General features: G+C 56.5%; 31 protein-coding genes and 1 tRNA gene. 15 read left to right on the top strand and 17 right to left on the bottom strand.

Going from position 1 to position 23,514, the window contains the following annotated elements; genetic code table 11:
* Positions 1-262: 262 nt before the first annotated feature.
* The 6 genes from VSQ30_RS04760 to VSQ30_RS04735 all read right to left on the bottom strand — a co-directional run bounded on the left by VSQ30_RS04760 (position 263) and on the right by VSQ30_RS04735 (position 5,026).
* Complete coding sequence (locus VSQ30_RS04760) at positions 263-988, bottom strand: IMP cyclohydrolase (RefSeq protein ID WP_334462401.1); 726 nt, start codon at positions 986-988, stop codon at positions 263-265.
* A 3-nt stretch (positions 989-991) separates the two neighbouring features.
* Positions 992-1,636: a phosphoribosylglycinamide formyltransferase gene (gene purN / locus VSQ30_RS04755; RefSeq protein ID WP_334462400.1), complete on the bottom strand. Its 645-nt coding sequence runs from the start codon at positions 1,634-1,636 to the stop codon at positions 992-994.
* Complete coding sequence (gene purM, locus VSQ30_RS04750) at positions 1,630-2,670, bottom strand: phosphoribosylformylglycinamidine cyclo-ligase (RefSeq protein WP_160643102.1); 1,041 nt, start codon at positions 2,668-2,670, stop codon at positions 1,630-1,632. The genes purN and purM overlap by 7 nt, the downstream gene beginning before the upstream one ends.
* 142 nt (positions 2,671-2,812) lie before the next feature.
* Positions 2,813-3,562 (bottom strand): DUF8091 domain-containing protein, encoded by a 750-nt coding sequence (locus tag VSQ30_RS04745; protein WP_334462398.1) that lies wholly within the window; start codon positions 3,560-3,562, stop codon positions 2,813-2,815.
* Positions 3,559-4,371, bottom strand: a complete 813-nt coding sequence (locus VSQ30_RS04740; protein ID WP_334462396.1) for an amidohydrolase family protein — start codon at positions 4,369-4,371, stop codon at positions 3,559-3,561. The genes VSQ30_RS04745 and VSQ30_RS04740 overlap by 4 nt, the downstream gene beginning before the upstream one ends.
* Positions 4,364-5,026, bottom strand: a complete 663-nt coding sequence (locus VSQ30_RS04735; protein WP_334462394.1) for an epoxyqueuosine reductase QueH — start codon at positions 5,024-5,026, stop codon at positions 4,364-4,366. The genes VSQ30_RS04740 and VSQ30_RS04735 overlap by 8 nt, the downstream gene beginning before the upstream one ends.
* Before the next feature lie 460 nt (positions 5,027-5,486).
* Between VSQ30_RS04735 and VSQ30_RS04730 the strand changes: the two genes are divergently transcribed.
* Positions 5,487-5,969: a divergent PAP2 family protein gene (locus VSQ30_RS04730; protein WP_160643099.1), complete on the top strand. Its 483-nt coding sequence runs from the start codon at positions 5,487-5,489 to the stop codon at positions 5,967-5,969.
* Positions 5,970-6,031: 62 nt separating this feature from the next.
* Here VSQ30_RS04730 and VSQ30_RS04725 read toward each other — a convergent pair whose 3' ends face one another.
* The 3 genes from VSQ30_RS04725 to VSQ30_RS04715 form a co-directional block, all read right to left on the bottom strand.
* Positions 6,032-6,475: a GNAT family N-acetyltransferase gene (locus tag VSQ30_RS04725; RefSeq protein ID WP_334462391.1), complete on the bottom strand. Its 444-nt coding sequence runs from the start codon at positions 6,473-6,475 to the stop codon at positions 6,032-6,034.
* A 150-nt stretch (positions 6,476-6,625) separates the two neighbouring features.
* On the bottom strand, positions 6,626-7,570 hold the full coding sequence (locus VSQ30_RS04720) for a transketolase family protein (RefSeq protein ID WP_334462389.1): 945 nt from the start codon (positions 7,568-7,570) through the stop codon (positions 6,626-6,628).
* A 33-nt stretch (positions 7,571-7,603) separates the two neighbouring features.
* Positions 7,604-8,449, bottom strand: coding sequence for a transketolase (locus VSQ30_RS04715; protein ID WP_334462387.1), 846 nt, complete (start codon positions 8,447-8,449; stop codon positions 7,604-7,606).
* A 325-nt stretch (positions 8,450-8,774) separates the two neighbouring features.
* On the opposite strand from VSQ30_RS04715, the gene VSQ30_RS04710 reads away from it, so the two are divergent.
* The gene (locus tag VSQ30_RS04710) at positions 8,775-9,140 is read left to right on the top strand and encodes an MmcQ/YjbR family DNA-binding protein (protein WP_160643095.1); all 366 of its coding nucleotides are present in this window, start codon (positions 8,775-8,777) and stop codon (positions 9,138-9,140) included.
* Complete coding sequence (locus VSQ30_RS04705; protein WP_160643094.1) at positions 9,137-9,601, top strand: hypothetical protein; 465 nt, start codon at positions 9,137-9,139, stop codon at positions 9,599-9,601. Before VSQ30_RS04710 ends, VSQ30_RS04705 begins: the two co-directional genes overlap by 4 nt.
* Before the next feature lie 74 nt (positions 9,602-9,675).
* Here VSQ30_RS04705 and VSQ30_RS04700 read toward each other — a convergent pair whose 3' ends face one another.
* A complete protein-coding gene (locus VSQ30_RS04700; protein ID WP_334462383.1) occupies positions 9,676-9,909 on the bottom strand; it encodes a helix-turn-helix transcriptional regulator in 234 nt (77 codons plus the stop codon).
* A 423-nt stretch (positions 9,910-10,332) separates the two neighbouring features.
* Here VSQ30_RS04700 and VSQ30_RS04695 point away from each other — a divergent pair, with 423 nt between their 5' ends.
* Both VSQ30_RS04695 and VSQ30_RS04690 read left to right on the top strand, forming a co-directional pair.
* Positions 10,333-10,539, top strand: a complete 207-nt coding sequence (locus tag VSQ30_RS04695) for a ribbon-helix-helix domain-containing protein (RefSeq protein ID WP_160643092.1) — start codon at positions 10,333-10,335, stop codon at positions 10,537-10,539.
* A 246-nt stretch (positions 10,540-10,785) separates the two neighbouring features.
* Positions 10,786-10,862, top strand: a tRNA-Val gene (locus VSQ30_RS04690).
* A 744-nt stretch (positions 10,863-11,606) separates the two neighbouring features.
* On the opposite strand, the gene rplA is transcribed toward VSQ30_RS04690, so the two are convergent.
* The 6 genes from rplA to VSQ30_RS04660 form a co-directional block, all read right to left on the bottom strand.
* On the bottom strand, positions 11,607-12,299 hold the full coding sequence (rplA, locus tag VSQ30_RS04685) for a 50S ribosomal protein L1 (RefSeq protein WP_160642677.1): 693 nt from the start codon (positions 12,297-12,299) through the stop codon (positions 11,607-11,609).
* Positions 12,300-12,319: 20 nt separating this feature from the next.
* Positions 12,320-12,745 (bottom strand): 50S ribosomal protein L11, encoded by a 426-nt coding sequence (gene rplK, locus VSQ30_RS04680; RefSeq protein WP_160578776.1) that lies wholly within the window; start codon positions 12,743-12,745, stop codon positions 12,320-12,322.
* Positions 12,746-12,896: 151 nt separating this feature from the next.
* Entirely contained in the window at positions 12,897-13,421 is a 525-nt protein-coding gene (nusG, locus tag VSQ30_RS04675; protein ID WP_160642676.1) for a transcription termination/antitermination protein NusG, read from the bottom strand.
* 23 nt (positions 13,422-13,444) lie between these two features.
* Complete coding sequence (secE, locus tag VSQ30_RS04670) at positions 13,445-13,705, bottom strand: preprotein translocase subunit SecE (RefSeq protein WP_334462374.1); 261 nt, start codon at positions 13,703-13,705, stop codon at positions 13,445-13,447.
* 11 nt (positions 13,706-13,716) lie between these two features.
* A complete protein-coding gene (rpmG, locus tag VSQ30_RS04665) occupies positions 13,717-13,866 on the bottom strand; it encodes a 50S ribosomal protein L33 (protein ID WP_160578773.1) in 150 nt (49 codons plus the stop codon).
* A gap of 314 nt (positions 13,867-14,180) precedes the next feature.
* Positions 14,181-14,417 (bottom strand): hypothetical protein, encoded by a 237-nt coding sequence (locus VSQ30_RS04660; RefSeq protein ID WP_334462371.1) that lies wholly within the window; start codon positions 14,415-14,417, stop codon positions 14,181-14,183.
* Positions 14,418-14,464: 47 nt separating this feature from the next.
* Between VSQ30_RS04660 and VSQ30_RS04655 the strand changes: the two genes are divergently transcribed.
* Genes VSQ30_RS04655 through VSQ30_RS04635 form a run of 5 tightly spaced genes read left to right on the top strand, consistent with a single transcriptional unit; the run spans position 14,465 to position 18,529 of the window.
* Entirely contained in the window at positions 14,465-14,929 is a 465-nt protein-coding gene (locus VSQ30_RS04655) for a GtrA family protein (protein ID WP_334464791.1), read from the top strand.
* Positions 14,926-15,666: a glycosyltransferase family 2 protein gene (locus VSQ30_RS04650; RefSeq protein WP_334462368.1), complete on the top strand. Its 741-nt coding sequence runs from the start codon at positions 14,926-14,928 to the stop codon at positions 15,664-15,666. Before VSQ30_RS04655 ends, VSQ30_RS04650 begins: the two co-directional genes overlap by 4 nt.
* Positions 15,644-16,018, top strand: a complete 375-nt coding sequence (locus VSQ30_RS04645; RefSeq protein ID WP_334462366.1) for a DUF2304 domain-containing protein — start codon at positions 15,644-15,646, stop codon at positions 16,016-16,018. The genes VSQ30_RS04650 and VSQ30_RS04645 overlap by 23 nt, the downstream gene beginning before the upstream one ends.
* Complete coding sequence (locus tag VSQ30_RS04640; protein ID WP_334462364.1) at positions 15,993-17,219, top strand: ArnT family glycosyltransferase; 1,227 nt, start codon at positions 15,993-15,995, stop codon at positions 17,217-17,219. Before VSQ30_RS04645 ends, VSQ30_RS04640 begins: the two co-directional genes overlap by 26 nt.
* The gene (locus VSQ30_RS04635) at positions 17,216-18,529 is read left to right on the top strand and encodes a glycosyltransferase family 39 protein (protein ID WP_334462362.1); all 1,314 of its coding nucleotides are present in this window, start codon (positions 17,216-17,218) and stop codon (positions 18,527-18,529) included. The genes VSQ30_RS04640 and VSQ30_RS04635 overlap by 4 nt, the downstream gene beginning before the upstream one ends.
* Before the next feature lie 348 nt (positions 18,530-18,877).
* On the opposite strand, the gene VSQ30_RS04630 is transcribed toward VSQ30_RS04635, so the two are convergent.
* Positions 18,878-20,137 carry a chloride channel protein gene (locus VSQ30_RS04630; RefSeq protein WP_334462360.1) on the bottom strand — a complete coding sequence of 420 codons (1,260 nt, stop codon included), beginning with the start codon at positions 20,135-20,137 and terminating at the stop codon, positions 18,878-18,880.
* A gap of 361 nt (positions 20,138-20,498) precedes the next feature.
* Here VSQ30_RS04630 and VSQ30_RS04625 point away from each other — a divergent pair, with 361 nt between their 5' ends.
* The 5 genes from VSQ30_RS04625 to VSQ30_RS04605 are packed head-to-tail and all read left to right on the top strand — an operon-like array spanning position 20,499 to position 23,505.
* The gene (locus VSQ30_RS04625) at positions 20,499-20,717 is read left to right on the top strand and encodes a hypothetical protein (RefSeq protein WP_161879993.1); all 219 of its coding nucleotides are present in this window, start codon (positions 20,499-20,501) and stop codon (positions 20,715-20,717) included.
* A 14-nt stretch (positions 20,718-20,731) separates the two neighbouring features.
* Positions 20,732-21,475 (top strand): helix-turn-helix domain-containing protein, encoded by a 744-nt coding sequence (locus VSQ30_RS04620; protein ID WP_334462357.1) that lies wholly within the window; start codon positions 20,732-20,734, stop codon positions 21,473-21,475.
* Entirely contained in the window at positions 21,468-22,244 is a 777-nt protein-coding gene (locus VSQ30_RS04615; RefSeq protein WP_334462355.1) for a ParA family protein, read from the top strand. Before VSQ30_RS04620 ends, VSQ30_RS04615 begins: the two co-directional genes overlap by 8 nt.
* Positions 22,241-23,143, top strand: a complete 903-nt coding sequence (locus VSQ30_RS04610) for a ParB/RepB/Spo0J family partition protein (RefSeq protein ID WP_334462353.1) — start codon at positions 22,241-22,243, stop codon at positions 23,141-23,143. The genes VSQ30_RS04615 and VSQ30_RS04610 overlap by 4 nt, the downstream gene beginning before the upstream one ends.
* Positions 23,143-23,505, top strand: a complete 363-nt coding sequence (locus VSQ30_RS04605) for a hypothetical protein (protein WP_334462352.1) — start codon at positions 23,143-23,145, stop codon at positions 23,503-23,505. The genes VSQ30_RS04610 and VSQ30_RS04605 overlap by 1 nt, the downstream gene beginning before the upstream one ends.
* Positions 23,506-23,514 lie beyond the last annotated feature (9 nt).

Raw genomic sequence — 23,514 nt, 5'->3', positions numbered from 1 at the left:
TTCGGGTCAAACCCTTTTCCAAAAGGGTTTGCAGGGTTTGGGACAGAGTCCCAAGGTCTTGCCCTTCCAGCAGCGCGAAACGCTGGAAGGGTAGAGGGGACGTGCCAGCGGCACGTTCACTCGCAGGGGAACCAGCGTAAGTGTTCCCCTGGAGGATTTTGCAAAGCAAAAGCCTGTGGCCGGAAAGAGCTTGAGAGAACCGCCCCGCAAGGGGTGCTCTCAAGGCGGGCATCAGCCCGCCCCAGGATATTGCGCCATTATATCACTGGTTCTTGTTCACAATCCGCGTTTCCATAGCGCCGCTTTCCAAATCTATAAAGCGCACAAACAGGGAAACCTTGTTGTCCTCATTGAGGCTTTCCCACAGGCCCTGTGTGAACCCGTCAATTTCGCTGGGGATTTCTACCGGAGTGGGTTCTCCCGCAAAGGAGGGCACCGGGTTCCCGTCTCCTTCATAGGTGTGGATGAAATGGCCCAGGCCGGGCTTTGCCTCATAGGAGAAGAACTGCCGCTGGGCAAAGTCCCCGTCGCCGTCTGTGCTCTTTAAAATGGACAGCCAGTAGTTGCCCTTGTCCTTTAAGTCGATAATGCCGGAAATCCGGGGGGTGAGGATGGGGGGATCCGGCTCAAAGGTGCGGGTAAGCAGGGCGCGGATAAAACAGCCGGGGGCTATGCAGTCCGGGCGCCCGGCAATCTTGTCATAGATGGTGTCGGTCTGGTCGCCGTTTGTCACAATCATGCCGCCGTCGAACATGCGCACGGGGAAATAAATCACCAGGGAGGGATCGGAAAGCAGAGCGGGATCAAAGGCCTGGGTGCGCATATCGCCCCCCTCTGCCACGAACACCCGGTTGCGGGAGTTCACGCTGCGGCCCATAATGAAATAGGCTGTAACGGCGCATTTGCCGTCCCCGCTTTTGCCGATGACAATCCCCCTGCCGGGATAGGAATTGCCCCGCAGTTCTTCATAAATGCTGACTGGCTTCATCTGTCATTCCCCTTTCTTCTGTTCCGCTAAGATGTTCACTTTCCCGTCTTTGACCTGTAACCTGCCCTCGCAGAACAGGCTGACGGCCTGGGGCAGAAGCACCCATTCCGCCTCCTCCATCACCCGGCGCTGGAGGGTTTCCGGGGTGTCCCCGTCTTTTACCTCCACCGCCTTTTGCAGGATGATAGGCCCGCCGTCGCACACCTCGTTGGCAAAGTGGACTGTGGCCCCTGTAAGCTTGCAGCCCCGGGCCAGCACAGCCTCGTGGACATGCAGGCCATAAAACCCTTTCCCCCCAAAGGCGGGAAGCAGGGCGGGATGCACGTTCATAATGCGGTTTTCATATGCCTTTATGAAATTATCCCCTGTAATGGTTAAAAACCCTGCCAGCACCACCAGATCCACATCCCGGGCCTGCAAGGCATGGATAAGGGCTTCGCTGTAGCTTTCCACGTCGGGATAGTCCCTGCGGCACAGGACAATGGCCTCTATGCCCGCCCTTTTGGCCCGCTCCAGGGCAAAGGCGTCTGCCCGGCTGGCAACCACCACCCGGATAGCGCCGTTTTCAATCTTCCCGGCCTGCTGCGCGTCAATCAGCTTTTGCAGGTTGGTGCCGCCGCCGGACACCAGCACGCCTATGTTCAGCACAGCACAACCCCCTTTTCCCCAGATACCACCTGGCCGATAATCTCCGCCTGCTCCCCGGCGCCCCGCAAAGCCTCCAGGGCCTTTTGGGCCGTGTCTTTGGATACAGCCAGGCACAGGCCAATGCCCATGTTAAAGGTGTTATACATGTCCCGCTCCGGGATGCCGCCTGTTTTGGCGATTAAATCGAAAATGGGCAGAGAGGGCAGGGCCGCCTTTTCCACCCTGGCGGTAAGCCCCTCCTTCATCATGCGGGGGATGTTTTCATAGAAGCCGCCGCCGGTAATGTGGGACACAGCCTTCACGTCCGCCGCCTCTATCGCCGCCAGCAGGGGCTTTACATAGATGCGGGTGGGGGTCAGCAGCGCCTCTCCCAGGGTGCTGCCCAGCTCGTCCATGTGTTTTTCCACAACCGCCCCTTCGTCCCCTATACCGAACACCCGGCGCACCAGGGAAAAGCCGTTGGAATGCACGCCGGAGGAGCGCACCCCGATAAGCGCGTCCCCGGCCTGGAGCCTGCTGCCGTCTATGACCTTTTCTTTATCCACCAGGCCTACGGTGAAGCCCGCCAGATCATAATCGTCCTCCGCCATCATGCCGGGGTGCTCGGCAGTTTCCCCGCCGATAAGGGCGCAGCCAGCCTGCACGCAGCCTTCCGCAACCCCCGCCACAATCCGGGCGATTTTCTCCGGGAAGTTCCTGCCGCAGGCGATGTAATCCAGGAAGAACAAAGGCTTTGCGCCGCAGCACACCACGTCGTTGACGCACATGGCCACCGCGTCGATGCCAATGGTGTCGTGCTTGTCCATAAGCATGGCGATTTTCAGCTTGGTGCCCACGCCGTCTGTGCCGGACACCAGCACCGGCTCTTTCATGCCCTGCACCGGCGGGGCAAACAGCCCCCCAAAGCCGCCAATCCCTGAAACCACGCCGGGAATCATGGTGCGGGCCACATGCTTTTTCATCAACTCCACCGATTCATACCCCGCGGTCACGTCCACGCCCGCGGCCTTGTAGCTGTCGCTGTAGCTTTCCATAGCGCTGCCTCCTTCTTTTTCCTCAGGTTTCCCTGCCAGTCCCACATTTTCTCGTTTCCATGGCCTGTCTGCGGCTATTGTACCATATTTGTCCTGCCCCGTCAATTGACACACTATACAGAGCAGGGCCTATGCCGGAGTTTTAGGACACCCCGCCAGCCTTATAGAGGTAAGCCCGGCCCTTTTTCCCCGCCAGCTCCACAGCCCCCACTGTGCGCAGCACATTTAAGGCGGCCTGGGCCTTCTGCCGGGAAAGCTTTGCAGGGCGGGTGAAATCCTGCACGGTAAACTCTCCGGGAAGCCCTGGGGGCAAAAGCCCGCTGTAATCCGCCGGGCGCTCCAGCCATAAAGCGTCCAGCAGCCGGATGGGCATACGCTCAAAGCACACTGTGCGCTTACGGCCCACCTTGATTTCCGGGCGCTCCAGCCGGAACTCCTCTGTTTCTAAAAGCAGCACGCAGAACCGCAGCCCCTCCCGGCCCAGAAGCGGCTTTATGCGGTACAGCTCCGGCAGGATTTCGCAAAACCCAGGGCGCTTGGGGCTTTTCCGGCGTGTCCCGGCTGTGCCGTCCTCCTGCACCCTGACAAGCCATTTCACCGCCGGAACCGGGTATACCACCGTCACCGGGGCGGCTTGGAGGAAATAGTCCAGCTTGTCCCGCAGGCGGTCAAAGCCCCGGGTCTGGATTTCCACAATGCCCTCCGGCCCAAAAACGTCTGCCACATACGGTCCCACCCGCACCTCCCGGCTCTCTGGTTCCGGCCCGAAAAAGCGCTTGAGCACCGCGTGCTGGGTCTTTTCCCCCAGGGTGCCAATGCCTGCCCGCAGCCGTTCTTCCCCCATTTCCTCCCGGCAGGCCTGGAGGAAGGCAGACTGGCTCAGCTCCATCATGCAAGCCCGAAAAGCCTGGCGAAATTGCCATAGAGGATGGCCCGGTTTTCTTCCTCAGAAAGCCCCAGTCGGAAAAACCGCTCCAGCTCCTCCTTGGGATTCCACATGGGGAAGTCTGTGCCAAACATGGTGTGATCCGCCCCGAAATGCCGGATGCTCTCCAGGGCCTTTTCCGGCTCCACCAGGAAGAGGGAGCTGGAAGTGTCAATATACACGTTGGCGCCCTGCAGCTCCCGCCGGGCTGTGTCCCACTCGGTGTATCCCCCCAGGTGGGCGGCGATGCAGGTGAAGTCCGGAATTTTTTCCAGCACCTTCATCAGCCGCCTGGGGGAGGAAAAGTCCATCCGGCTGTCCCCTGTGTGGAACAGCACAGGCAGGCCCCGGCGGGCTGCCTCCTCATATACGGGAAGCATCCGGGGATCGTCTATCTGGAACCGCTGGAAGTCCGGGTGCAGCTTAATGCCCCGAAGACCCAGCCGCTGGATTTCCTCCATTTCCCCCTGGATATCCGCCACATCCTGGTGCCAGGCCCCCAGGCCCACAAACTGGGGATATTTTTCACACTTCTCCGCGATGAACTGGTTGATGGAACGCACCTGCTCCACTTTGGTGGCCACAGAGCACACCAGGAAGCGGTCTATCCCTGCTTCCCCGCCCCGCTCTGCGAGCACATGGGGCAGGCCCACGTTCTGCATGGGGATGTGGTAAAAATCCCCCACTGAAGCCGTTGCCTTTTCCGCTATCTTCCCCGGGTATATGTGGGCATGGGCGTCCGCCGCCCTGTACTGTATCCCGTTATGCTCAACCATTCTGCCTCTCCCCTTCCTTTTCCGCGGGCCGGCCGGCGCACATCCTGCTGTAGACGCACCCGCAGTAGTTCTGCCTGTACAGGCCGTATTCCTTGGAGCGCTCTATAGAGCGCTTGTACCCGTCTTTTTTCTTGAAGTCGCTGGGCAGGTGGGCCACCCCGTATTCTTCCCCCAGCTCCTCCCCGATGGCGCCCAGGGCCTGAGCGTTTTTCAGGGGGCTGATGGAAAGGGTGGTGGTGAAATAGTCAAAGCCCTGCTCCTTTGCCAGCTTTGCCGTGTAGGAAAGCCGCAGCCGGAAACAGGCCATGCACCGGGCGCCGCCCTCAGGGGCCTCCCGCAGGCCCTGGGCGGCAACCTCAAAGGCTTCGTTGTCATAGGCGCAGGGCAGCAGCTTCACCGGGTTTTCCAGGGGCATTTCCGATATCAGCCGCTTCACTTCCTCCAGCCGCTTTTCATATTCTTCCCTTGGCGCGATATTGGGGTTGTAATACACCAGGGAGGTGTCGAAAAACCTGGCGGCATATTCCAGCACGCCGCTTAAGCAGGGGGCGCAGCAGACGTGCAGCAGCAGCCTGGGCCGCTCTCCCCTTCGGACATGCTTTTCCACCAGCTTTTCCATTTCCCTGGCATAATTTCTCACTGGCTGCGCCATCATAATACCGCCTTTCCGTTTTAGAACCTGTATTCATAATCGAAATTGCCGGATGAGCGAGGATTTTTGGGGCCAATCAAGGCAAATTTCCGCAGACATGCTGGCGCATGGCAAGAAAATTTAACATAGAGTGGCTCCAAAAAGGCCGCTTAGACGGTGGTTACAGGTTGTGAATACAGGTTCTTACAGGACAACAAAAGATTTCAAGTAGAAATTTTATCACATGCGCCCCGGGATTGCAAGACACTCCTGCCCCGCTGGGAAAAATACGTAAAATTCCCCTTCCGGCAAAGGCTTAAAGCCTTTTTGCGGGAATCTCTCCTCCCGCCGCGATTTCCATATTGACAGGGCAGGCAAAAAAATATATGATACTCTATGAGCAATAAAAAAATCCCTGCGTTTCATAAATTATATCCTGCGGCTGTCTTATTTCCGTAAGAGCCTGCGGACAGGCGGTAAAACCATGAACCTCTCCTTTTTCTTATCCAACCCCCTTATTAACGTAAGCGTTATTTCCTGGCTGGCAGCCCAGCTTTTGAAAACCCTGCTGGACACCATCAAGCACAAGTCTTTCGACCGCCACCGCCTGGCCGGGGCCGGCGGGATGCCCAGCTCCCATTCGGCGGTGACCTGCTCGGTGCTGCTTACCTCCTATTATCTGTACGGCTTCAACCACCCTGTGTTCGCCCTGGCCTTTGTGCTGGCCCTTATCGTCATGTATGACGCAACAGGCGTCCGCTGGGCGGCGGGCCTGCACGCCCGGGCCATCAACCATATTGTGGAATACCTGGAGGCAAGCGATGACGAGGCCAGCAGAAAGGCCCTCCACGACCTTATCCCCCGGCTCAACGAATCCTTGGGGCACCGGGTGCGGGAGGTTATCTGCGGCGCGGCTTTGGGCTTTGGCATTGCTTTTGTTGCCCATTTTCTCCGCACCCCTTCTTGAAAAACAACTTCCATTCCATCCTATACAAAAGAGGAAGCCTGCGCGCCGCAGGCCTCCTCTTTTTATAATGATACTCGCTTTTTCAGGTTCAACTGCTTTTTATTGCCGCTGTATCCCAAAGAGCGGTAAAAGGCATGCGCCCCTGTGCGGCCCTCTCCGGATACCAGCCGCACTGCCTCCGCGCCTGTTTCCCTGGCCCAGTCCTCCGCCGCAGCCAGCAGCTTCCTGCCGATTCCCATGCGGCGGCAGGAGGAGGAAACGGCAATGCCCATGATATTTTTCATGTGATCCGCATACAGCACGTCATAGTCGTTCAGGTGGACATACCCGGCAACAGTGCCGTCCAGCTCCGCCACAAGGATTTTGTCCTTCCCGCTTTCCAGCAGCATGGCAAGCTTCTCTTTTGTCTTGTCCACAGGGTAGCCATAGCCCATTTCTTCCCGGTTCAGCCGGGCCAGGGCCTGGGCGTCCTCTGCCCGCGCCTCCCGGATGGTGATATCTGCCATAAACCCGCTCCTTCCTGTAGGGATTCCCCCATAAAGGCCCTGCTGCTCCAGCCCCCGCCCCACGCGCCAGGCTCCGCCTGGCGGCGCGCTTCGCGGGCGGCAAGGCCCCCGGGCCTTGCCCGTGGGGCGGGAGGCCGGCTTCGGCAGCCTTTATTTCCCCAGCACTTTCTTCACAGTGGCTTCAATGTTTTCCGCACTGAGGCCGAACTCCTTGAGCAAATCCACAGCCGGGCCGGAGTGTCCGAACACGTCGTTTACGCCGATTCTGGTGACAGGCACAGGGCACTCCTCGCACAGGCAGGCGCAGACCGCCTCCCCCAAGCCGCCGATAACGCTGTGCTCCTCCACGGTGACAACGCGCCCTGTCTCCTTGGCCGCTTTGATAAGCAGCTCCCTGTCAATGGGCTTGATGGTGTGGATGTCGATGACCCTGGCATGGATGCCGGACGCCTTCAGGGCCTCATGGGCTTTTAGGGCCTCCCCCACCATCAGGCCGGTGGCCACAATTGCAATATCGTCCCCTTCCCGCAGGGTGCGCCCTTTGCCCAGCTCAAAAGGCTCGGCAACATCTTCTGTGCAGCTTTCCACCGCAAGCCTGCCCAGGCGCAGGTAAACCGGGCCTTTATAGGCCGCAGCCGCCTTCACCGCGTCCACCATCTCATAATGGTCGGCAGGGTTGAGCACCACCATGCCGGGGATGGCGCGCATCAGGGCAATGTCCTCGCAGCACTGGTGGGTGGCCCCGTCCTCTCCCACAGAAATGCCCGCGTGGGATCCGGCAACCTTCACGTTCAGGTGGGGATACCCCACAGAGTTGCGCACCTGCTCGAAAGCCCTGCCCGCCGCGAACATGGCAAAGGAAGCCGCAAAGGGGATTTTCCCGCAGGCAGCAAGGCCCGCGGCAATCCCTATCATGTTAGACTCCGCTATGCCGCAGTCAATAAACCGCTCTGGAAACTCCTTCTTGAAAATATTGGTTTTGGTGGCCTCTGCCAGATCCGCGTCCAGCACGATAATATCCGGGTTATCCTTCCCCAGCTCCACCAGGGTTTCCCCGAAGCTTTCCCTGGTCGCTTTTTTAACCTTTTCAGCCATTTACACAGCCATCCTTTCTAGTAAAAATCCCAGTTAAAGCGCCCCAAAGGCTTCCAGCCGGCTTTCCACTTCCTTCACAGCGGCCTCATACTCCTCCCTGTTGGGGGCCTTGCCGTGCCAGCCCGCCTGGTTTTCCATAAAAGAAACGCCTTTCCCCTTTATGGTTTTGGCGATGATGGCAAAAGGCTTGCCCTTACAGGCTTTGGCGGCCTCCATGGCCTTTTCGATTTCGTCGAAATCGTTGCCGTCGATGGTTATGGTTTCAAAGCCAAAGGCCTCGAACTTCTTGTCTATAGGCTCCGGCCCCGCCACCTCGGCCACAGGCCCGTCTATCTGCAGGCCGTTAAAGTCTACCAGCACGCAGAGGTTGTCCAAGGCGTGGTGCCCGGCGAACATGGCAGCCTCCCACACCTGGCCTTCTTCAATCTCCCCGTCCCCTAAAAGGGTGTACACCCGGTAGGAAGCCTTGTCCATTTTGCCTGCCATAGCCATGCCCACAGCAGCGGAAATCCCCTGGCCCAGGGAGCCGGTACTCATATCCACGCCGGGGGTGCCCTTCATGTCCGGGTGGCCCTGGAGCATGGCGCCAATGTGGCGCAGCTTCTGCAGCTCGCTTACGTCAAAATACCCCCGCTGGGCAAGGGCGCCGTACCACCCGGGGGCGCAGTGCCCCTTGGAGAGCACGAAGCGATCCCTATCGGGGGACCGGGGGTTCTGGGGGTCGATGCGCATTTCCTGGAAATACAGGTAGGTGAAGATTTCAGCCGAGGAAAGGGAGCCCCCCGGATGGCCTGATTTCGCATGGAAAACGCCTTCTAAAATGCACCGGCGCACCTTTTCCGCGGTAATCTGAAGCTCCTTGCGTTTTTGGACATCCATGATTTGCAAAACCGTCCTTTCGCTGTGTTTGAACATATCATAAATTGGGAATGAAAGAGCCTGCTCAGTATCAGAGCGTGTACGGGCAGGGCGGAAACGCGCCGTCAAAACAGGCGCGGGAGGATGCCGAGCGGCTCTCGTGCTTACGGATAAAATTGTATCGTATTCTGCTGAAAAAAGCAAGCGGGATTTTGTATAGTCCTTGTACCTCCCGTGGCTTTTATGTTATACTGTATGTATAGGGCCTGTTTGAAAAATCGCAAACCCGTCTTTTTGCCCCAAACAAGCCCTTGTATGGAAAACACAAAGGCAAGGAGGAAACATTTTGCAGTATCCCTGGCTTTATGACGAGCTTATCCAAAAACCCGGCGCAGTGCAGGATTTCAAGGAGGAATGGCAGTGGACCCGCTTCCAGGTGGGAGGCAAGCTTTTCGCCGCCATCTGCAAGGACGAAACCGGGCAGGACGCCCTGCTCACCCTGAAGCTGGAGCCTCAGGAGGGACGCTTTTTCCGGGAGCAGTATGAGGACATTATCCCTGGCTACTACATGAACAAGGAGCACTGGAACTCCATCAGGCTGGAAGGGTCTGTGCCGGCGGAGCTTATACGGGAGCTGGCGGAGAAATCCTATCGGCTGGTGCTTCATGGCCTGTCAAAGAAAAAGCAGAAGGAGATCCTGGGGGAAGGATGAGAGGGTATCGGCTGGGTTTCGACCCCTGGGCCTTGTGCCTGTTCCTGGCCTTGATGGCCCCAAACTTTTTCTGGTCCGCTGTCCCCGCCCCCTGTGACGTTCTGCGCGGAGAGTCCGCCACCCAGGCCCTGGACTCTTTCGCTTCCCTATGCCAGGTTTTATCGGTAGGGCTTATGTGCCTGCCCCTTTATAAAGGGCAGCGGGAAAAGAGGGCTTTTGGCCCCTGGGCCAAAGCTGCCCTGGGCTGCCTGTGCCTGTATTATCTGGGCTGGGCTTTCTATTACAGGGGCCTTGCTGCCTTTTGGGTTATCCTCCTTCTAACCCTGCCCCCCTGCCTTGCCCTGCTGTCCTATATCCTGCACCGGAAAAATTGGCCCGCCGCCCTGCCCGCTGCCCTTTTCACGGTGTGCCATATCGTGTACGCGGCAGTGAATTTCCTGCTCCCACCAGGGTTTGTTTGAAAAACGAGAACGCTGCCTTTTCCTCTGTTTTCAAAGAAGCCCTAAGCAGGGATGGCAACTGCGTTTTGAAAGCCCTAGCCTTTCCGCCTGCGCCTGGGCTTTACCTGGACAGCTTCATTGAGATACCGCTCCGGAAAAATGAATGCCTCCGCCGGAATATGGTACAGCGACACCAGCACCCGGATTTCCTTCAGGCCCGGCATGGTTTTCCCCGTCTCATAATAGGTGTAAGTGGAACGGTTTATGTGCAGCACCTCCGCCACCTGGCTCTGGGTCAGTTTCTGCGCCGCACGCGCGCTTCTGAGCATCCTTGAAAAGTCTTCCCGAAAGTTTCCCATTTCCTCATCCCTTTCTTTCGTGCATATGTCAGCAGCGTTTCTATCTGTTTTAAAACCCTGTTTATACCATCTATAAAGAGAAAAGACACCGGGTCTTGGGCAAGACCCGGGCTGGTATGCGCTGCAAGCCGATGTGGCAAGATTTCCCGCAGAACAAACAGGATGCAGGTGCTTTTTTGTGGCTATATAGCAGGAAAAGCCAGATAAAAAACCCTGAAACCCCTGAATAATATTATAAAATGCCCTTTTGTTTCCCGTCAATAGTAACACGCCAATTCCCATAAAATACCGCGGCAGGAAGCTTTAACAATATCACATGTTTTTAACATAAATTATAATATATCAATCACCTTCTTGCAACCATAAAATATGTTTACAAGGAGGTGATTTCCCATGGGAAACCGCGACTTGATTATCAAGCCAAAAAAGGCGAAAGGCGAGGATGGTTACAAAGTTTTTTCCATCCGTATCAGGGAAGAGCTGGTAAGCCGGCTGGACACCATTTCAGCCCAGTCCGGTCACAGCCGCAATGAATTGATCGGCATTTTCATTGAATTTGCCTTAAACAGGTGCCATATAGAAGAAAGCGGGAAGAAATAAAAAAAGACAGCTTCCGCTTTTTTCTGCGCCAAGCAGCCCCCGCGCCTATTGGCTAGGCAGGCCGCTCCTGACAGCACCCCCAGATATGGAACACAGCCTTCCCATAAAAGCTGTGGAAAGCCGCCTTTTGTGCCTGCCGCCGTCCCTTTTTCCGTTTTCCGCACAAGCCCGGGAGAAAAAAAGCAGAAAAAATTCTTTAAGGGCTTGACGGCACGGGAAAAGTCTGGTATAATAATTTTTGCAGTCGGGGGTATAGCTCAGCTGGTTAGAGCGCCTGCTTCACACGTAGGAGGTCACTGGTTCGAGTCCAGTTATCCCCACCATCTAAGGACGGTTATTTTGATACAATGGGTATTGGAATAACCGTCCTTATTTTCGCCCAAGACCGCCGAAAATGGCCGTTTTCCTAATCCTTTCAAGAAAAGGCCCACCGCTGGCTGGATAAATTTCCAGACCAGCAGTGGCCTTTTCTCGTTTTTTGTGCTTTATAAAGGAAACTATCGTGGGCTTACTGGGTATCGCTTTTTATGAGGGTTATCGTTAAACCATCAAGTTTTCTTAACCGCAGGCTTTCCTTCCCGGCAGCTCATCACGAGCGGTGTGCAATGAGAATAAATAATTCTTATCGATTAATTCTGCTATGCTGAAAGCGTGGCAGCTGGGCTTGATTTTCCAGAAAAGAATCCTTTCTCCCCCTGCCATCAAACATTGTACTGAATGAGCTTGATTGGTGGATAACCAGTCAGCGGGCATAGTTGCCGCGCAGCAATTCAGAACGATCACATCTGGGGGGCTTGTCAATGGTCTTCCCCACACCGCTGTAATACACGGTATCCCCAACAATTAAAGCGGCCTGGCTTCACCGCGCAAAACGCAGCCGCTGGATTCTCCCATATATTCAACAGTTTCACGGTTATCACCATGACGGGCAGGCACCGTTTTGGTGTTTTTTCTTTCTACATCATCGCCAGAAGCCTTCTTTTGAACCACTCGCCTTGCCAGTGGTTTTCGGTAGACAACAAAAAAGGGAATCCCGCAGGATCCCCTTTCACTTTGCAATATTCTTTTTAGATAAACTTGGCAGGGCTAATCTTCACGCCAGGGCCCATGGTGGCGCTTACCACGCAGGAGCGCACATACTGGCCTTTAGCGGCGGAGGGCTTTGCCTTCACAATGGCGTCCATCAGAGTGTTGAAGTTTTCAGAAAGCTTCTCCACGCCAAAGGAAACCTTGCCGATGGGGCAGTGGATGATGTTGGTCTTGTCCAGGCGGTACTCGATTTTACCAGCCTTGGCTTCCTGGACAGCACGTGCCACGTCGGGGGTCACTGTGCCGGCCTTGGGGTTGGGCATCAGGCCCCGGGGGCCTAAGAGCTTGCCCAGACGGCCTACCATGCCCATCATGTCCGGGGTGGTAATCAGCACGTCAAAATCCATCCAGCCTTCGCCCTGGATCTTCTGCACCATTTCCTCAGAGCCTACAAAGTCCGCGCCAGCGTTCTGAGCGTCCTCAATCTTCTCAGGCTTGCAGATAACCAGCACCCGCACGTTTTTGCCGGTGCCATTGGGCAGCACGATGGCGCCGCGCACCTGCTGGTCTGCATGGCGGCCGTCAACGCCCAGCTTCACATGCAGCTCTACCGTCTCGTCAAACTTGGCGGTGCCGGTCTTTACAGCCAAATCAAGGGCTTCGTTTACCTCATACAGCTTCTGGCGGTCGATGAGCTTTGCGCCCTCTCTATATTTCTTACCGTGTTTCATTCGTCTATACCCCCTGCCCCTTAGTCTACAACTTCGATGCCCATGCTGCGGGCAGTGCCTGCGATCATGCTCATAGCGGCCTCGACAGAGCCGGCGTTCAGGTCGGGCATCTTCTGCTCGGCAATCTTCTGCACCTGCTCGCGGGTGATTTTGGCAACCTTCTTCTTGTTAGGCTCGCCGGAGGCGGACTCAATGCCGCAGGCCTTTTTGATAAGGACAGCGGCGGGAGGGGTCTTGGTGATGAAGGTGAAGGAGCGGTCGGCGTATACGGTGATTACCACAGGGATAATCAGGCCCACGTCGTTCTTGGTGCGCTCGTTGAATTCCTTTGTAAACGCCATGATGTTCACGCCGTGCTGGCCAAGGGCAGGGCCGACAGGGGGGGCCGGGGTTGCTTTGCCGGCGGGGATCTGGAGCTTTATAAAGCCCGTAACTTTCTGTGCCATTTTCTGATCTCTTCCTTTCCGTTGTGGTTCGGACGACCCAGGCGGCTGCGGTATTCCGCTTAAAAATCCGCCTGTATCTCCCACTGGGCAGCTTCCTGCCCAATACAGAGCAAATCAAACAAAAACCTTTCTTTCCGGTGACTTCCGGCGCTTAGCCCACAGGCTCCGCCTGATCCAGCTCCAGCTCCACAGGGGTGTCCCTGCCGAACATGGAAACCGTCACCCGGACGCGGTTCTTCTCCACGTCCAATTCCTCCACTGTGCCGATGAAGCCCTCCAGGGGGCCGTCTACGATGTTTACCGAATCCCCCACCTGGTAGCTGATTTCAAACTCCCGGTTCTCTATCCCCAGCCGGGCGACTTCGTCCTCTGTCAGGGGGATGGGCTTGGAGGAGGGGCCGACAAAGCCTGTGCAGCCGCGGATGTTGCGCACGGCGTACCAGGATTCGTCTGTCATAACCATTTTCACAATCACATAGCCGGGGAAAATCTTGCGCTCCACTTCCTTGCGCTTGCCGGCGTCCGTGATTTCAGTGACCTTTTCGGTGGGCACACGGATCTCTTGAATCAACTCCTGCAGTTGGCGGTTCTCCACCGTTTTTTCCAGGTTCGAGGCCACCTTGTTCTCATAGCCGGAGTAGGTGTGTACCACATACCATTTTGCTTCCTCTGCCATGTGTTACCTCCGATGCAGTCATCTCAGCCCTTCGCCACGTCCATGACAAGGCTCAGAAGGTTCATAAACACAGTGTCCAGGGCGAATACAAACAGCCCCAGCACCAGGATGGTGACCAGCACCACGCCTGTGTTCTTGAAAACAGCTTTGGGGGTGGGCCACACAATCTTCTTCATTTCGCCTTTGCAGTCCTTAAAGAACTTTGCGATGCGCTTGAAAAAGCGCACAAAGGGGTTTTCTTTTTTCTCGGGCTTCTTTTCGGTCTTTTTTGCGTTATCCGCCATGCTGACACCCCTTATCTTGTTTCCCTGTGCAGGGTGTGTTTCCGGCAGAACCTGCAATATTTATTCATTTCCAGTCTGTCGGGGTCATTCTTCTTGTTCTTCTTGGTGAGATAGTTCCTCTGCTTGCACTCTGTGCAGGCCAGTGTGATCTTCACGCGCATTTGTCGGCACCTCCCGTTTTACGGAAATAAATTTGGGGTCTCCCCCAGCCTCCCTCCAAAAAGGGCCAGCCGCCTGCATTTCCAGGCAACATAAATAAAGCCTCTTTTCGAGGTGCTCCCAGTATACCACATCTTGTTGGGGCTTGTCAACTTTTTCTTTTGGGCGGGCGTGCGGCGGCAGGCGTCTGCCCCCGTTGCAGTAAACCCGCGGCGGATGGGAATATCGTAAAAGTCTGGCGGGAGCGCTTGGAAAAGCGGCCCACGCAGCTTGTATTCCGCGATTCCCCACTCTGAAAAAGCAGCGGATTCAACAGCTATGATAATATAAAACCATGTGAAAACATTTTGAAATGTATACTTTTTAGCAATCCAATCTGAAAACTTTTTGTTTGTATAATTTTACCACTATTTCCCCCAAAAAGCAAGGCTTTTACCCTGTGTTTTGGATAAATCTGTTTATCCTGCCCGCTGGCAAAATGGTATACTTTTTTGCCAGCGGGGGAATTCCCCTGAAAAAAGGCAAAAAATCCTGTGCCCGCAGCTATCAACAAGCCCTAAGCGTCCCTATAAAAAATAACCAGCAAAGAAGTGAGGATCCATTAAGAAAGGGAAAGCCCTGCTGCTTCAATATAAGGAGCAGCTTGCGTATCTGTTTTTCGGCGTGCTGACCACCGTGGTGAACTACGCCGTGTTCTGGCTGTTCCAGCAAGCGTGGCAGGGGCGGCATGTTCTGTTCGCAAACCTGCTCACCTTCCTGATTGCCACGGCCTTTGCCTATGTCACGAATAAAGTGTTTGTGTTCCACAGCCCTGCCTGGCATCCGGGGTTCGTCCTGCGGGAGGCGCTGGCCTTTTTAAGCGGCAGGCTCTTTTCTTTTGGCATAGAGGAAGCGGGCCTGTATGTTGCCGCCTATGTTTTAAGGCTGGACAGGTTCTCCCTGTGGGGGTTAGACGGCACTATGCTCTCAAAGATTGTGCTGTCCTTCCTGGCAGTGCTGCTCAATTATTTTTTTAGCAAATTTTTGGTGTTCGGCAAGAAAAAGGAAGGGGAAAAAGAGGAATGAAGGTTTTGTTAGTCCTCCCGGCCTACAACGAGGAGGAAACCATTGTCCGCACGGTAAAGCAGATACGGGATCAGGAGTTCCCAACCGGGCTGGAGGTGGACTATGTGGTGGTTAACGACGGCTCCTTTGATCGCACGGAAGCCCTGTGCCAGGAAAACAACATCCCCTGCATTTCTTTAGTGCAGAACCTGGGTATCGGCGGCGCAGTGCAGTCCGGATACCTGTACGCCAGCCTTATGGGCTTCGACGCGGCGGTGCAGTTTGACGGCGACGGCCAGCACGATATCCGCAGCCTGCCTGCCCTGCTGGCTCCCATCGCCCGGGGCGAAGCGGACTTTACCGTTGGTTCCCGCTTTGTGGAAAAGGGAGCCAGCGGCTTTCAGTCCACCTTTATGCGCCGGCTGGGGATAAGCTACCTCTCCTTCATCATCCGGCTTTTAACCGGGGAGCAGGTGGCAGACGTCACCTCCGGATACCGGGCCGCGGGCCGGAAGGCTTTGGAATATCTGGCGCAGGACTATCCGGTGGACTACCCGGAACCGGAATCCCTGGTGATGCTGCACAAGCAGGGCTTCCGGGTTCGGGAGATTCCTGTGAACATGTTCCAGCGGGAGGGCGGCCAGTCCTCCATCCACAGCCTGAAATCCGCCTATTACATGATAAAAGTAACCATAGCCGTGCTGTGCGCCGCTATGCGGAAGGGAGGGAAAAGCCATGGGGCTGCTGCTGCGGATTGAGATGATCGTCATGGCGGTGCTGGTGGTGTTCATCATCATACACAATGTAAACCGCAAGCGCCTCCGCATCCAATATTCCTTCGTCTGGCTGCTCATAGCCCTGTCCCTGCTGGCAGTGGCCTTTTTCCCAGGGATTGTCATCTGGCTGTGCAGCATCATGAGCATTGAAACCCCCGTAAACCTCATCTACCTTTTGGGCATCTTCGCCCTGCTGCTCATCACCTTCTACCAAACCCTGGTGATATCCCGCCAGGCGGACCGCATCACCCGCCTGACCCAAATCGTCTCCATTGAAAAATTCTTAGCGGAAAGGGAGAAAGAGGAACATGACAGCAAGGATGAAAAAATGTGAGGAGTGGCTTCTTAAGGATAAGGTACGTCTTATCCAGCTTACAGCCCTGGCCCTTATCTGCCTGGGCTCCTTCCTTTTTGCCCTGTACCACGTGGAGGCTATGGGGAAATACAACACCGAATACACCCCTGACGAGGAGCACTATATCAAAATGGCCCGGCGGGTGCTCAATGGGGAATATTACGGATACTGGGGCTGCGGCCCCGATGCCGTGGTGTCCCCGGGCCTGCCCATTTTCCTGGTGTGCCTTATGGCAGCCTTCGGCTCCGGCCCGCAGGGGATCAACTGCATCCAGCTGGTGCAGTGCCTGCTCCTTGCCGCCACCGTGCTCTTCACCTACCTGCTGGCTGTGCGGCTCACAGGGAAGCGGGGGGCGGGGCTTCTGGCAAGCCTGCTTTTTGCTTTGAACGGCCTGCCTTACCTGTACGTGTTCCGGCTTTTGACCGAAACCCTCTACTGCTTTTTAATGATGCTGTTTTTCCTGCTTTTTGCCCGCGCCATGGAAAAGGGCAGCCTGCGGCTTCACGGCCTTGCAGGCCTGTGCTTTGGGGCGGCTGTGCTGGTGCGGCCCTTAATCATCATCATCGCCCCCTTCCTCTATATCCCCTGGGCCGTCTCCTGCTGGAAGGACTGGAAGCGCCTTTTTAAGCCCCTCCTGTTTTTCGCCGGGGGCTTTGTGCTCATCTGCCTGCCCTGGTGGATCCGCAACTTCGTCTCCTTCCACCAGATCATCCTCCTTTCCACCCAGACAAACCCCATATACGCGGGCCTTGCCCGGGACGTAAAGGCCTTAGGCTTAGAGGATCCCGGCTCCCTTTTAGGGAACGTAAAGCTGCTTTTGGGCCTTCTGCGGGACGACTTTTTCGGCACCGTATACTGGCTCACCTTTGGGAAGTTTGAAATCATCTTCATGTCCGACATCCCCAAGGCGGTCTGCCGCATCCTCACCCTCTTCGTCCGGGACATCACCGTATACCTGGGCCTTTGCGGCGGCGTCCGCGCCCTCTTCTCCAAAAAGGGCTGGGGCCCCTCCCTGGTGTTCTGGGTATACCTTGCCAGTTCCTTCCTCTTTGTGCCCACAGGCCGCTACGCCCTGCAATACCTCCCCCTTTTGGCAATCCTTGCCGCCTGGCTGCTGGGGCTGGCCTTTAAGGGCGCGGCGGTCCGGAAGGAAAAAGGAGAGAGGGGGTATGCCCTGTGAAAGCAAGGCTGCGGGCCTTTGCGCTGGAGCACAGGACTGCCCTGCTTGTCCTGGCCCTGCTGCTTTTAGAACGCCTGCTGGGCATCTATACCCTGGGAGTAACCTACTCCCTGCAAAGCGACGACCTCTCCTATGTAAACAGCGGCATCACCTTTGCCAGCACAGGCATGGTAACCATGCACGACGGCCAGCATCCCAGCGCCCAGATTATGCCCGGTATGCCTGTGCTCATCGGCCTGTTCTCCCTGGTTTTTGGGGAGGGCAGGCTCCTATGGGCGGCGCTGAAGCTTTTCTGGGTTGCCATGGGCACCCTCACCGCCTGGTTTGTATACCGCAGCGTGAGGCTTTTCGCCCCGGCCTGGTGTGGAGTGGCGGCCATGCTGCCTTTTTTCCGGGCCGATATCGTGTGGATGGATAACCTGATTTTAACAGAGACGCCCTTTATGCTGGCCCTCACTGCCATGGTTTACTACACCATGCGTATGGCGAAGAAGCCGGATTGGCGCAGCTTCTGGTGCTGCCTCATAGCCTATATGCTGTCTCTGCAATGTAAGGCCAACATCGCCCCATATCCCCTTCTGGCCCTGCTTTACCTGCTCCTTATGAAATATGACAGGAAGCTTCTGCTGCGCCAGTGCGGCGTCCTGGCCGGCGCGGTGCTGTGCTTCCTTGTACCCTGGACGATACGCAACTATGTCCATTTCCACGATTTTATCCCCCTGACTTATGGGGCCGGCAACCCCTCCCTTTTAGGCACCTATCAGGGAACGGGATATCCCCTGGATGAAGAATTGGACTATGAAACCAACGTGAACCAGGTGGTGCGGGAAAAGTATGCCCGGTATCTCCAGGAGGACGGCACGCCCCAGCCGGCCTTTCAGCGGTATGTAAATCTGCAGCGGGATGCCGTCAAGGCAAAATACCGGCAGCAGGTATGGCGGCAGGAAAATCCCCAAAGCATGCTGTATTCCTACCTGGTTTTAAAGCCCTGGCGGCTGATAGCGGATGTGTTCTATTGGGAAACGGTTTTTGACGTAAAGCTGGAGTGGATCCGCCTGGCGCAGTGGATCGATCTGTGCCTGTGCGTTCTGGCCTTTATAGCGGCCCATGTGCTGAAGCAAAACAGGAAGCAGGCGTGGCTGCTTGCCGGAACTTACTTCGCAAACGTCTTCATCTATTCCATGACATATGTTTTCGGGCGCTATAACGCCTCCCTCATGAGCCTGCGCTTCATCCTGGCGGGCATAGGCCTGGGGCTGCTTTTCCAGCTTGTAAAGCGGGGAATACGGACTATAAAAACGGTAAAATAGCTTTTAAACCGCTGCCTTTGCCGCAGCGGTTTTTTCTATCGGAACTGGAGGTTTGGCTCCAGTAAAATCTGGGCGGGCATAGGTTTCGGTGTTCAGCGCCGCACCCTGCCTTTCCTCGTTCTGTTCTGTGTTGGAAACCCGCGCGTAGCCATATGTTTTCAAAACCAATCCGCTCCTTCCCACTGTAATGATATTTTGCATCAAAAGCATAACAAGCGAAAGAAAAAAGCCAGCCGCCAGATTACATTAAAAATCTGGCGGCTGGCTTTTAAAGATGCCGTCAAAATTTGCGGCGCAAAACAAAAAACACAATCAAAAACTCTGTACTATGCCAGATTGGCCCCCTCTTCATCGGGCGTGCATTTCAATATCCTCCTGCCGCACCTTGGAGAAAAGGATTATCTGGCTGCCGTAAAGCCCGAAATAGCCGGAAAGCACGTAGGCCACAGCCACAGCCACAGCAAAGGGGGCAATGTTCCCTGGGGAGAAAAGCTCTACAGCCAGGAAAACCGAGGCCAGAGGGCAGTTCACCACAGAGCAGAACAGGGCCGTCAGCCCAAGAGCGGCGGAAAAACCTGGATCCAGGCCCAAAAACGGCCCTGCGACACAGCCAAAGGTAGCGCCGATGAACATGGTGGGCACAATTTCCCCGCCCTTAAAGCCAGCCCCCACGCACAGGGCTGTCAGCAAAAGCTTTAAAAGGAAGGCAAAGCCCGGAACGCTCCCTTCCATGGCGGCGTTTATCATGTGCCCCCCTGCCCCGGCGTAATCGTAGAGGCCGAAAAGGGTCACTGCCGCCGCCATTACAGCCCCGGCGGCGGTGACGCGCACCAGGGGGTTAGGCATCCACTTTTCCAGCAGATGCCCGGCCATATGCACGCAGGTGCAGAACAGGATGCCCAGCCCCCCGCACAGGGCGGCAAGCCCTGCCGCCTGGAGGGCCGTCACAGGGCTGAAGGCCGGCGCCGCCCCTATTGTGAAGGCCATAGGCTTTGTCCCCATAAACTTTGCCAGAAAGGCGGCAGTATAAGAGGAGAGCACGCAGGGCAGCAAGGCGTTATACCGCATGGAGCCAACCCGCAGCACCTCCAACACAAACACCGCCGCCGTAAGGGGGGTGCCGAAAAGGGCGGAAAAGCAGGCGGACATGCCGCACATGGTCAGCACCTGCACATCTTCCCGGTCAAAGCGGAGGGCTTTGCCGAAATTGCACCCCATGCTGCCTCCAAGCTGCAGGGCCGCCCCCTCCCGCCCTACAGACGCGCCGCACAGGTGGGAAAGCAGGGTGCCCATAAAGATGAGGGGCGCCAGGAGGAAGGGCACATGGCCCTCTCCCCCCGCGGCCTTGAAAATCTCGTTGGTGCCCACCGAAAAGCCCACCCGGCACAGCTTATAGAGCAGCCATGTCAGCGCCCCTGCCCCGGGCAGCAGCCAGAGTATCCACCCCTGCTCCATGCGCAGCTCTGTAACAGCGTCAATGGCATTGTGGAAAACCGCCCCAACCCCGCCGCACACCGCGCCCAGGGCCACCGCCGCCAGCACCCATTTGCAAAACGCCAGCATGTACCGGCCCAGGTTCCCTGCTGTCACCTTTGTCTCCCGCTTCACGCAAGACCACCTCTCTCCCGCTGTTCCAGCACGCTTTTCTGTCAATCCCGCATCTTACCTTTGAGAATACCACATCCAGCCGGAAAAGGCAAGGAGAAAACGGGCCATACGCAAAAAGGGCGGATGTCATAATTGTTTTAGACACTTTGAGAAAGGCGTCTAAAACAATTTTTTATTTACAGGCAGTGTGAGAGGCAGACAAAACCAACAGAAAACGGATTGTAGAGAAAGAGCCGTTTCAGGCTGGCAAGTGAATATCCCACACATGGGTAAAACTTCCGAAATTTGGGGCAGGGACTAAGTTTGCGGAGGGAGTCGCAGGATTGTTTTAGACACTTTCCGGAAAGGGAATGGGAACGGTATGAAGCAGTATTTCATGGAGTACGAGAGCGACAGGAAGGTATGCGGCGGGTATTCCCACGTCTGGGGTTTTGCCAGCAGCATCAAAACTGCGAAAGGGTATATCGCCAGGTGCAGAAAGCGGGAGGCGGGGCATAATCCCCGGAATTTCCGTATCTATGACGCCTGGGCGGACTGCCCGGAGGGAGAACATGTCCCCTGCGTGTACCGTGAAGCGTGACGAAAGGAGGCTCCATGGCAAAATCATTTAAAGAACTGACGGAGGAAGAGCGGCAGAGACAGCAGCGCCGCCAGGAGATCGCCCGGCTTTGGGCAGAAGGGGAAAGCTGCCGGGCCATCGGGGAGCGGTTCGGCCTGACCCGTCAGGCTGTCCATGACATCCTGCGCCGGATGGAGGGCGGGCCAGTCACCCCAGGCTTTGCCCAGCTTGTGCGGAGGTGGCCCTATCCCAACGCCGCAAGGTGGGTTTTGGAGAGCGGCTACACTTCCATTGCGGAGCTGGCGCGGGAGACGGGGATCCCAGACAACACCCTGCGGAATATCCTGCGGGGAAACACCTTTCCAAAGCCGGAAACGGTACGGCCCCTTCTGGAGCTTTCGGGCATGAGCTTTGCGGAATTCTTTCATGATCCCGCCTCCCCTCCTCCCTCTCCGGAAGAGTTGGAACGGCAAAAGACGGAGCGGGAGCAGGCCCGAAAGGAGCGGCGCAAAGCGTACCTGCGGGACTACTATCAGAAAAACCAGGAACGCATCAGGGCCAGGGCGCGGGAGTGGAACCGGGCGCACCCGGCGAACACGCCGGAGGAAAAAGCCGCCCGGGCTGAATATGACAAGGCCTATAACGCCGCCAACCAGGAGCAGCGGGCGGCGTACCGCAGGGCATACTATCGGGCCAACCCGGAACTGTACGCCCGGAAAAGGAAGCCCCGGACAGAGCTGCCCCATCAATTGACACTGGAGGGAAAAGAGCATGAGTAAGGTAATCGCGGTCTGCAATCAAAAGGGCGGGGTGGGAAAAACCGTCACCACTGTAAATCTGGGTATCGGGCTGGCAAAAAAGGGCAGGCGCGTTCTGCTGATTGATATGGACGCACAGGGATCTTTAACAGCCAGCCTGGGATACCAGCAGCCTGACCAGATGGAGGAAACTGTCTCCACCATCCTGGGGAAAATCATTCAGGATGTGCCTCTGACACCCGGCGAGGGCATCCTGCACCATGCCGAGGGCGTTGACCTGCTGCCCGCCAACATTGAGCTTTCCGGGCTGGAGGTAACGCTGGTGAACACCATGAGCCGGGAAACCGTGCTGCGGGAGTACCTGAAAACCGTCCGTAATCAATACGACGTAATTCTGCTGGACTGCTGCCCGTCCCTTGGAATGCTCACCATCAACGCACTGGCGGCGGCTGACGAGGTGCTCATCCCCATGCAGGCCCACTATCTCTCCATTAAGGGGCTGGAGCAGCTTATCCATACCATCGGCAAGGTGAAACGGCAGATTAACCCCCGCCTGGAAATTTCCGGCATCCTCATCACCATGGCGGACATGCGCACGGCCTATTCCCGAGACATCGTGCAGATGCTGCGGCAGGCTTACGGGGACAAGCTGCGGATTTTTGATACCATCATTCCCCTGTCCATCCGGGCGGCGGAAACCAGCGCCGAGGGCAGGAGCATTTATCTTCATGATCCTAATGGCAGAGTGTCGGAGGCTTATATTGCCCTGACCCGCGAGGTGTCGGCATGAGGAACAGCGCGGCGAAAATCCAGATGACAGGATTCGACGATTTATTCGGCCCCTCTGCGGAGCCAGCGGGAGAACAATTTCAGGAAATCGCCCTGGCAGAGCTGCACCCTTTCAAAGGGCACCCGTTCCACGTCACAGACGATGAAAAAATGCGGGAGATGGCGGCGAGTGTGGCCCAGCATGGAGTGCTTGTCCCTGGCATCGTGCGACCCAAGCCAGAGGGCGGGTATGAGCTGGTTTCCGGACACAGGCGCAGGCGGGCCTGCGAGCTGGCGGGACTGGATACTATGCCCGTATTTGTGCGGGAACTGGACGATGATGAAGCCACCCTCATCATGGTGGACAGCAACCTCCAGCGGGAGAAAATCCTGCCCAGCGAAAAGGCATTCGCCTACAAAATGAAGCTGGAGGCCATGAAGCGCAAGGCGGGTAGGCCGGGCAATGCTAATTGTGGCCCAGTGGGCCACAAATCCAGAGATGATTTAGCAGAAAAATCACCAGACAGTGCAAGGCAAATTCAACGGCTCATCCGCCTGACCTGCCTCCACCCTGCCCTGCTCCAGATGGTGGACAATAACAAGCTGGTGCTGCGGCCCGCTGTGGAATTGTCCTATCTAACGCAGGAAGAACAGGCTTCCCTGCTGGAAATTATGGGGAAGCTGGCTGCTGTGCCCACTCTGGAGCAGGCCCAGCGGCTTAAAAAATACAGCCAGGAGGGGCGGCTGTCCCCTGACGTGATGGATGCTGTTTTGGGGGAGCGCAGGGCGGCGGTTTCCCAGGTTACACTGAAAAAGGACTGTTTGAAACAATATTTCCCACAATCTTATACGCAAAAGCAGATGGAAGATGTGATTTTCTCCCTTCTGGAAAACTGGAAGTCCCAGCAGGAGGAGAAGTAATGTTTACCATGACGGATTTCCTTGAGCAGGTGGGGAGCCTTTCCCCTTATGGGGAGCAGGCGGCGGCGCTCTGGCAGGCGTGGGCCTGCGAACTGGCGGAACTGGACAGGCGGGAGGGGCTTCCCTCCCAGACCGCCGAGGCGTTTTTCGAGGTAATATGCTGGAAAATCAGGCAGACGGAGGTGGAGCACGGCCCAAAAGCCGCCCAGGCCGCGCTGGAGCTGAGCCTTTGCAGCCGCTGTATTTTCCCCTGGGATCTGCCGGACGCGGGAGAGCTGCTGGCACGGGGATTTAAAGTGGATGCAGTATACCGGATGGCGGCGGCAGGGCAGCTTGCGGGAGAGAGAAGCTGGCCCGCGTGATGGGAGGGC

The organism is Acutalibacter sp. JLR.KK004 (genome assembly GCF_036941085.1).
In the GTDB taxonomy this organism is placed as follows: domain Bacteria; phylum Bacillota; class Clostridia; order Oscillospirales; family Acutalibacteraceae; genus Acutalibacter.
This window is presented reverse-complemented; position numbering and strand designations above follow the sequence as displayed.

Bases quoted from the DNA above. Each gene is read 5' to 3' on its own strand.
- VSQ30_RS04720 (WP_334462389.1), bottom strand. From the start codon at position 7,570: ATGGCTGAAAAGGTTAAAAAAGCGACCAGGGAAAGCTTCGGGGAAACC.
- rpmG (WP_160578773.1), bottom strand. From the start codon at position 13,866: ATGCGCGTGAAGATCACACTGGCCTGCACAGAGTGCAAGCAGAGGAAC.
- VSQ30_RS04650 (WP_334462368.1), top strand. From the start codon at position 14,926: ATGAAGGTTTTGTTAGTCCTCCCGGCCTACAACGAGGAGGAAACCATT.
- VSQ30_RS04705 (WP_160643094.1), top strand. From the start codon at position 9,137: ATGAGAGGGTATCGGCTGGGTTTCGACCCCTGGGCCTTGTGCCTGTTC.
- VSQ30_RS04730 (WP_160643099.1), top strand. From the start codon at position 5,487: ATGAACCTCTCCTTTTTCTTATCCAACCCCCTTATTAACGTAAGCGTT.
- VSQ30_RS04735 (WP_334462394.1), bottom strand. From the start codon at position 5,026: ATGATGGCGCAGCCAGTGAGAAATTATGCCAGGGAAATGGAAAAGCTG.
- purM (WP_160643102.1), bottom strand. From the start codon at position 2,670: ATGGAAAGCTACAGCGACAGCTACAAGGCCGCGGGCGTGGACGTGACC.
- VSQ30_RS04605 (WP_334462352.1), top strand. From the start codon at position 23,143: ATGTTTACCATGACGGATTTCCTTGAGCAGGTGGGGAGCCTTTCCCCT.
- VSQ30_RS04715 (WP_334462387.1), bottom strand. From the start codon at position 8,449: ATGGATGTCCAAAAACGCAAGGAGCTTCAGATTACCGCGGAAAAGGTG.
- secE (WP_334462374.1), bottom strand. From the start codon at position 13,705: ATGGCGGATAACGCAAAAAAGACCGAAAAGAAGCCCGAGAAAAAAGAA.
- VSQ30_RS04725 (WP_334462391.1), bottom strand. From the start codon at position 6,475: ATGGCAGATATCACCATCCGGGAGGCGCGGGCAGAGGACGCCCAGGCC.
- VSQ30_RS04615 (WP_334462355.1), top strand. From the start codon at position 21,468: ATGAGTAAGGTAATCGCGGTCTGCAATCAAAAGGGCGGGGTGGGAAAA.
- VSQ30_RS04745 (WP_334462398.1), bottom strand. From the start codon at position 3,562: ATGATGGAGCTGAGCCAGTCTGCCTTCCTCCAGGCCTGCCGGGAGGAA.
- VSQ30_RS04740 (WP_334462396.1), bottom strand. From the start codon at position 4,371: ATGGTTGAGCATAACGGGATACAGTACAGGGCGGCGGACGCCCATGCC.
- VSQ30_RS04620 (WP_334462357.1), top strand. From the start codon at position 20,732: ATGGCAAAATCATTTAAAGAACTGACGGAGGAAGAGCGGCAGAGACAG.
- rplK (WP_160578776.1), bottom strand. From the start codon at position 12,745: ATGGCACAGAAAGTTACGGGCTTTATAAAGCTCCAGATCCCCGCCGGC.
- nusG (WP_160642676.1), bottom strand. From the start codon at position 13,421: ATGGCAGAGGAAGCAAAATGGTATGTGGTACACACCTACTCCGGCTAT.
- VSQ30_RS04760 (WP_334462401.1), bottom strand. From the start codon at position 988: ATGAAGCCAGTCAGCATTTATGAAGAACTGCGGGGCAATTCCTATCCC.
- VSQ30_RS04700 (WP_334462383.1), bottom strand. From the start codon at position 9,909: ATGCTCAGAAGCGCGCGTGCGGCGCAGAAACTGACCCAGAGCCAGGTG.
- rplA (WP_160642677.1), bottom strand. From the start codon at position 12,299: ATGAAACACGGTAAGAAATATAGAGAGGGCGCAAAGCTCATCGACCGC.
- VSQ30_RS04640 (WP_334462364.1), top strand. From the start codon at position 15,993: ATGACAGCAAGGATGAAAAAATGTGAGGAGTGGCTTCTTAAGGATAAG.
- VSQ30_RS04625 (WP_161879993.1), top strand. From the start codon at position 20,499: ATGAAGCAGTATTTCATGGAGTACGAGAGCGACAGGAAGGTATGCGGC.
- VSQ30_RS04695 (WP_160643092.1), top strand. From the start codon at position 10,333: ATGGGAAACCGCGACTTGATTATCAAGCCAAAAAAGGCGAAAGGCGAG.
- VSQ30_RS04645 (WP_334462366.1), top strand. From the start codon at position 15,644: ATGGGGCTGCTGCTGCGGATTGAGATGATCGTCATGGCGGTGCTGGTG.
- VSQ30_RS04610 (WP_334462353.1), top strand. From the start codon at position 22,241: ATGAGGAACAGCGCGGCGAAAATCCAGATGACAGGATTCGACGATTTA.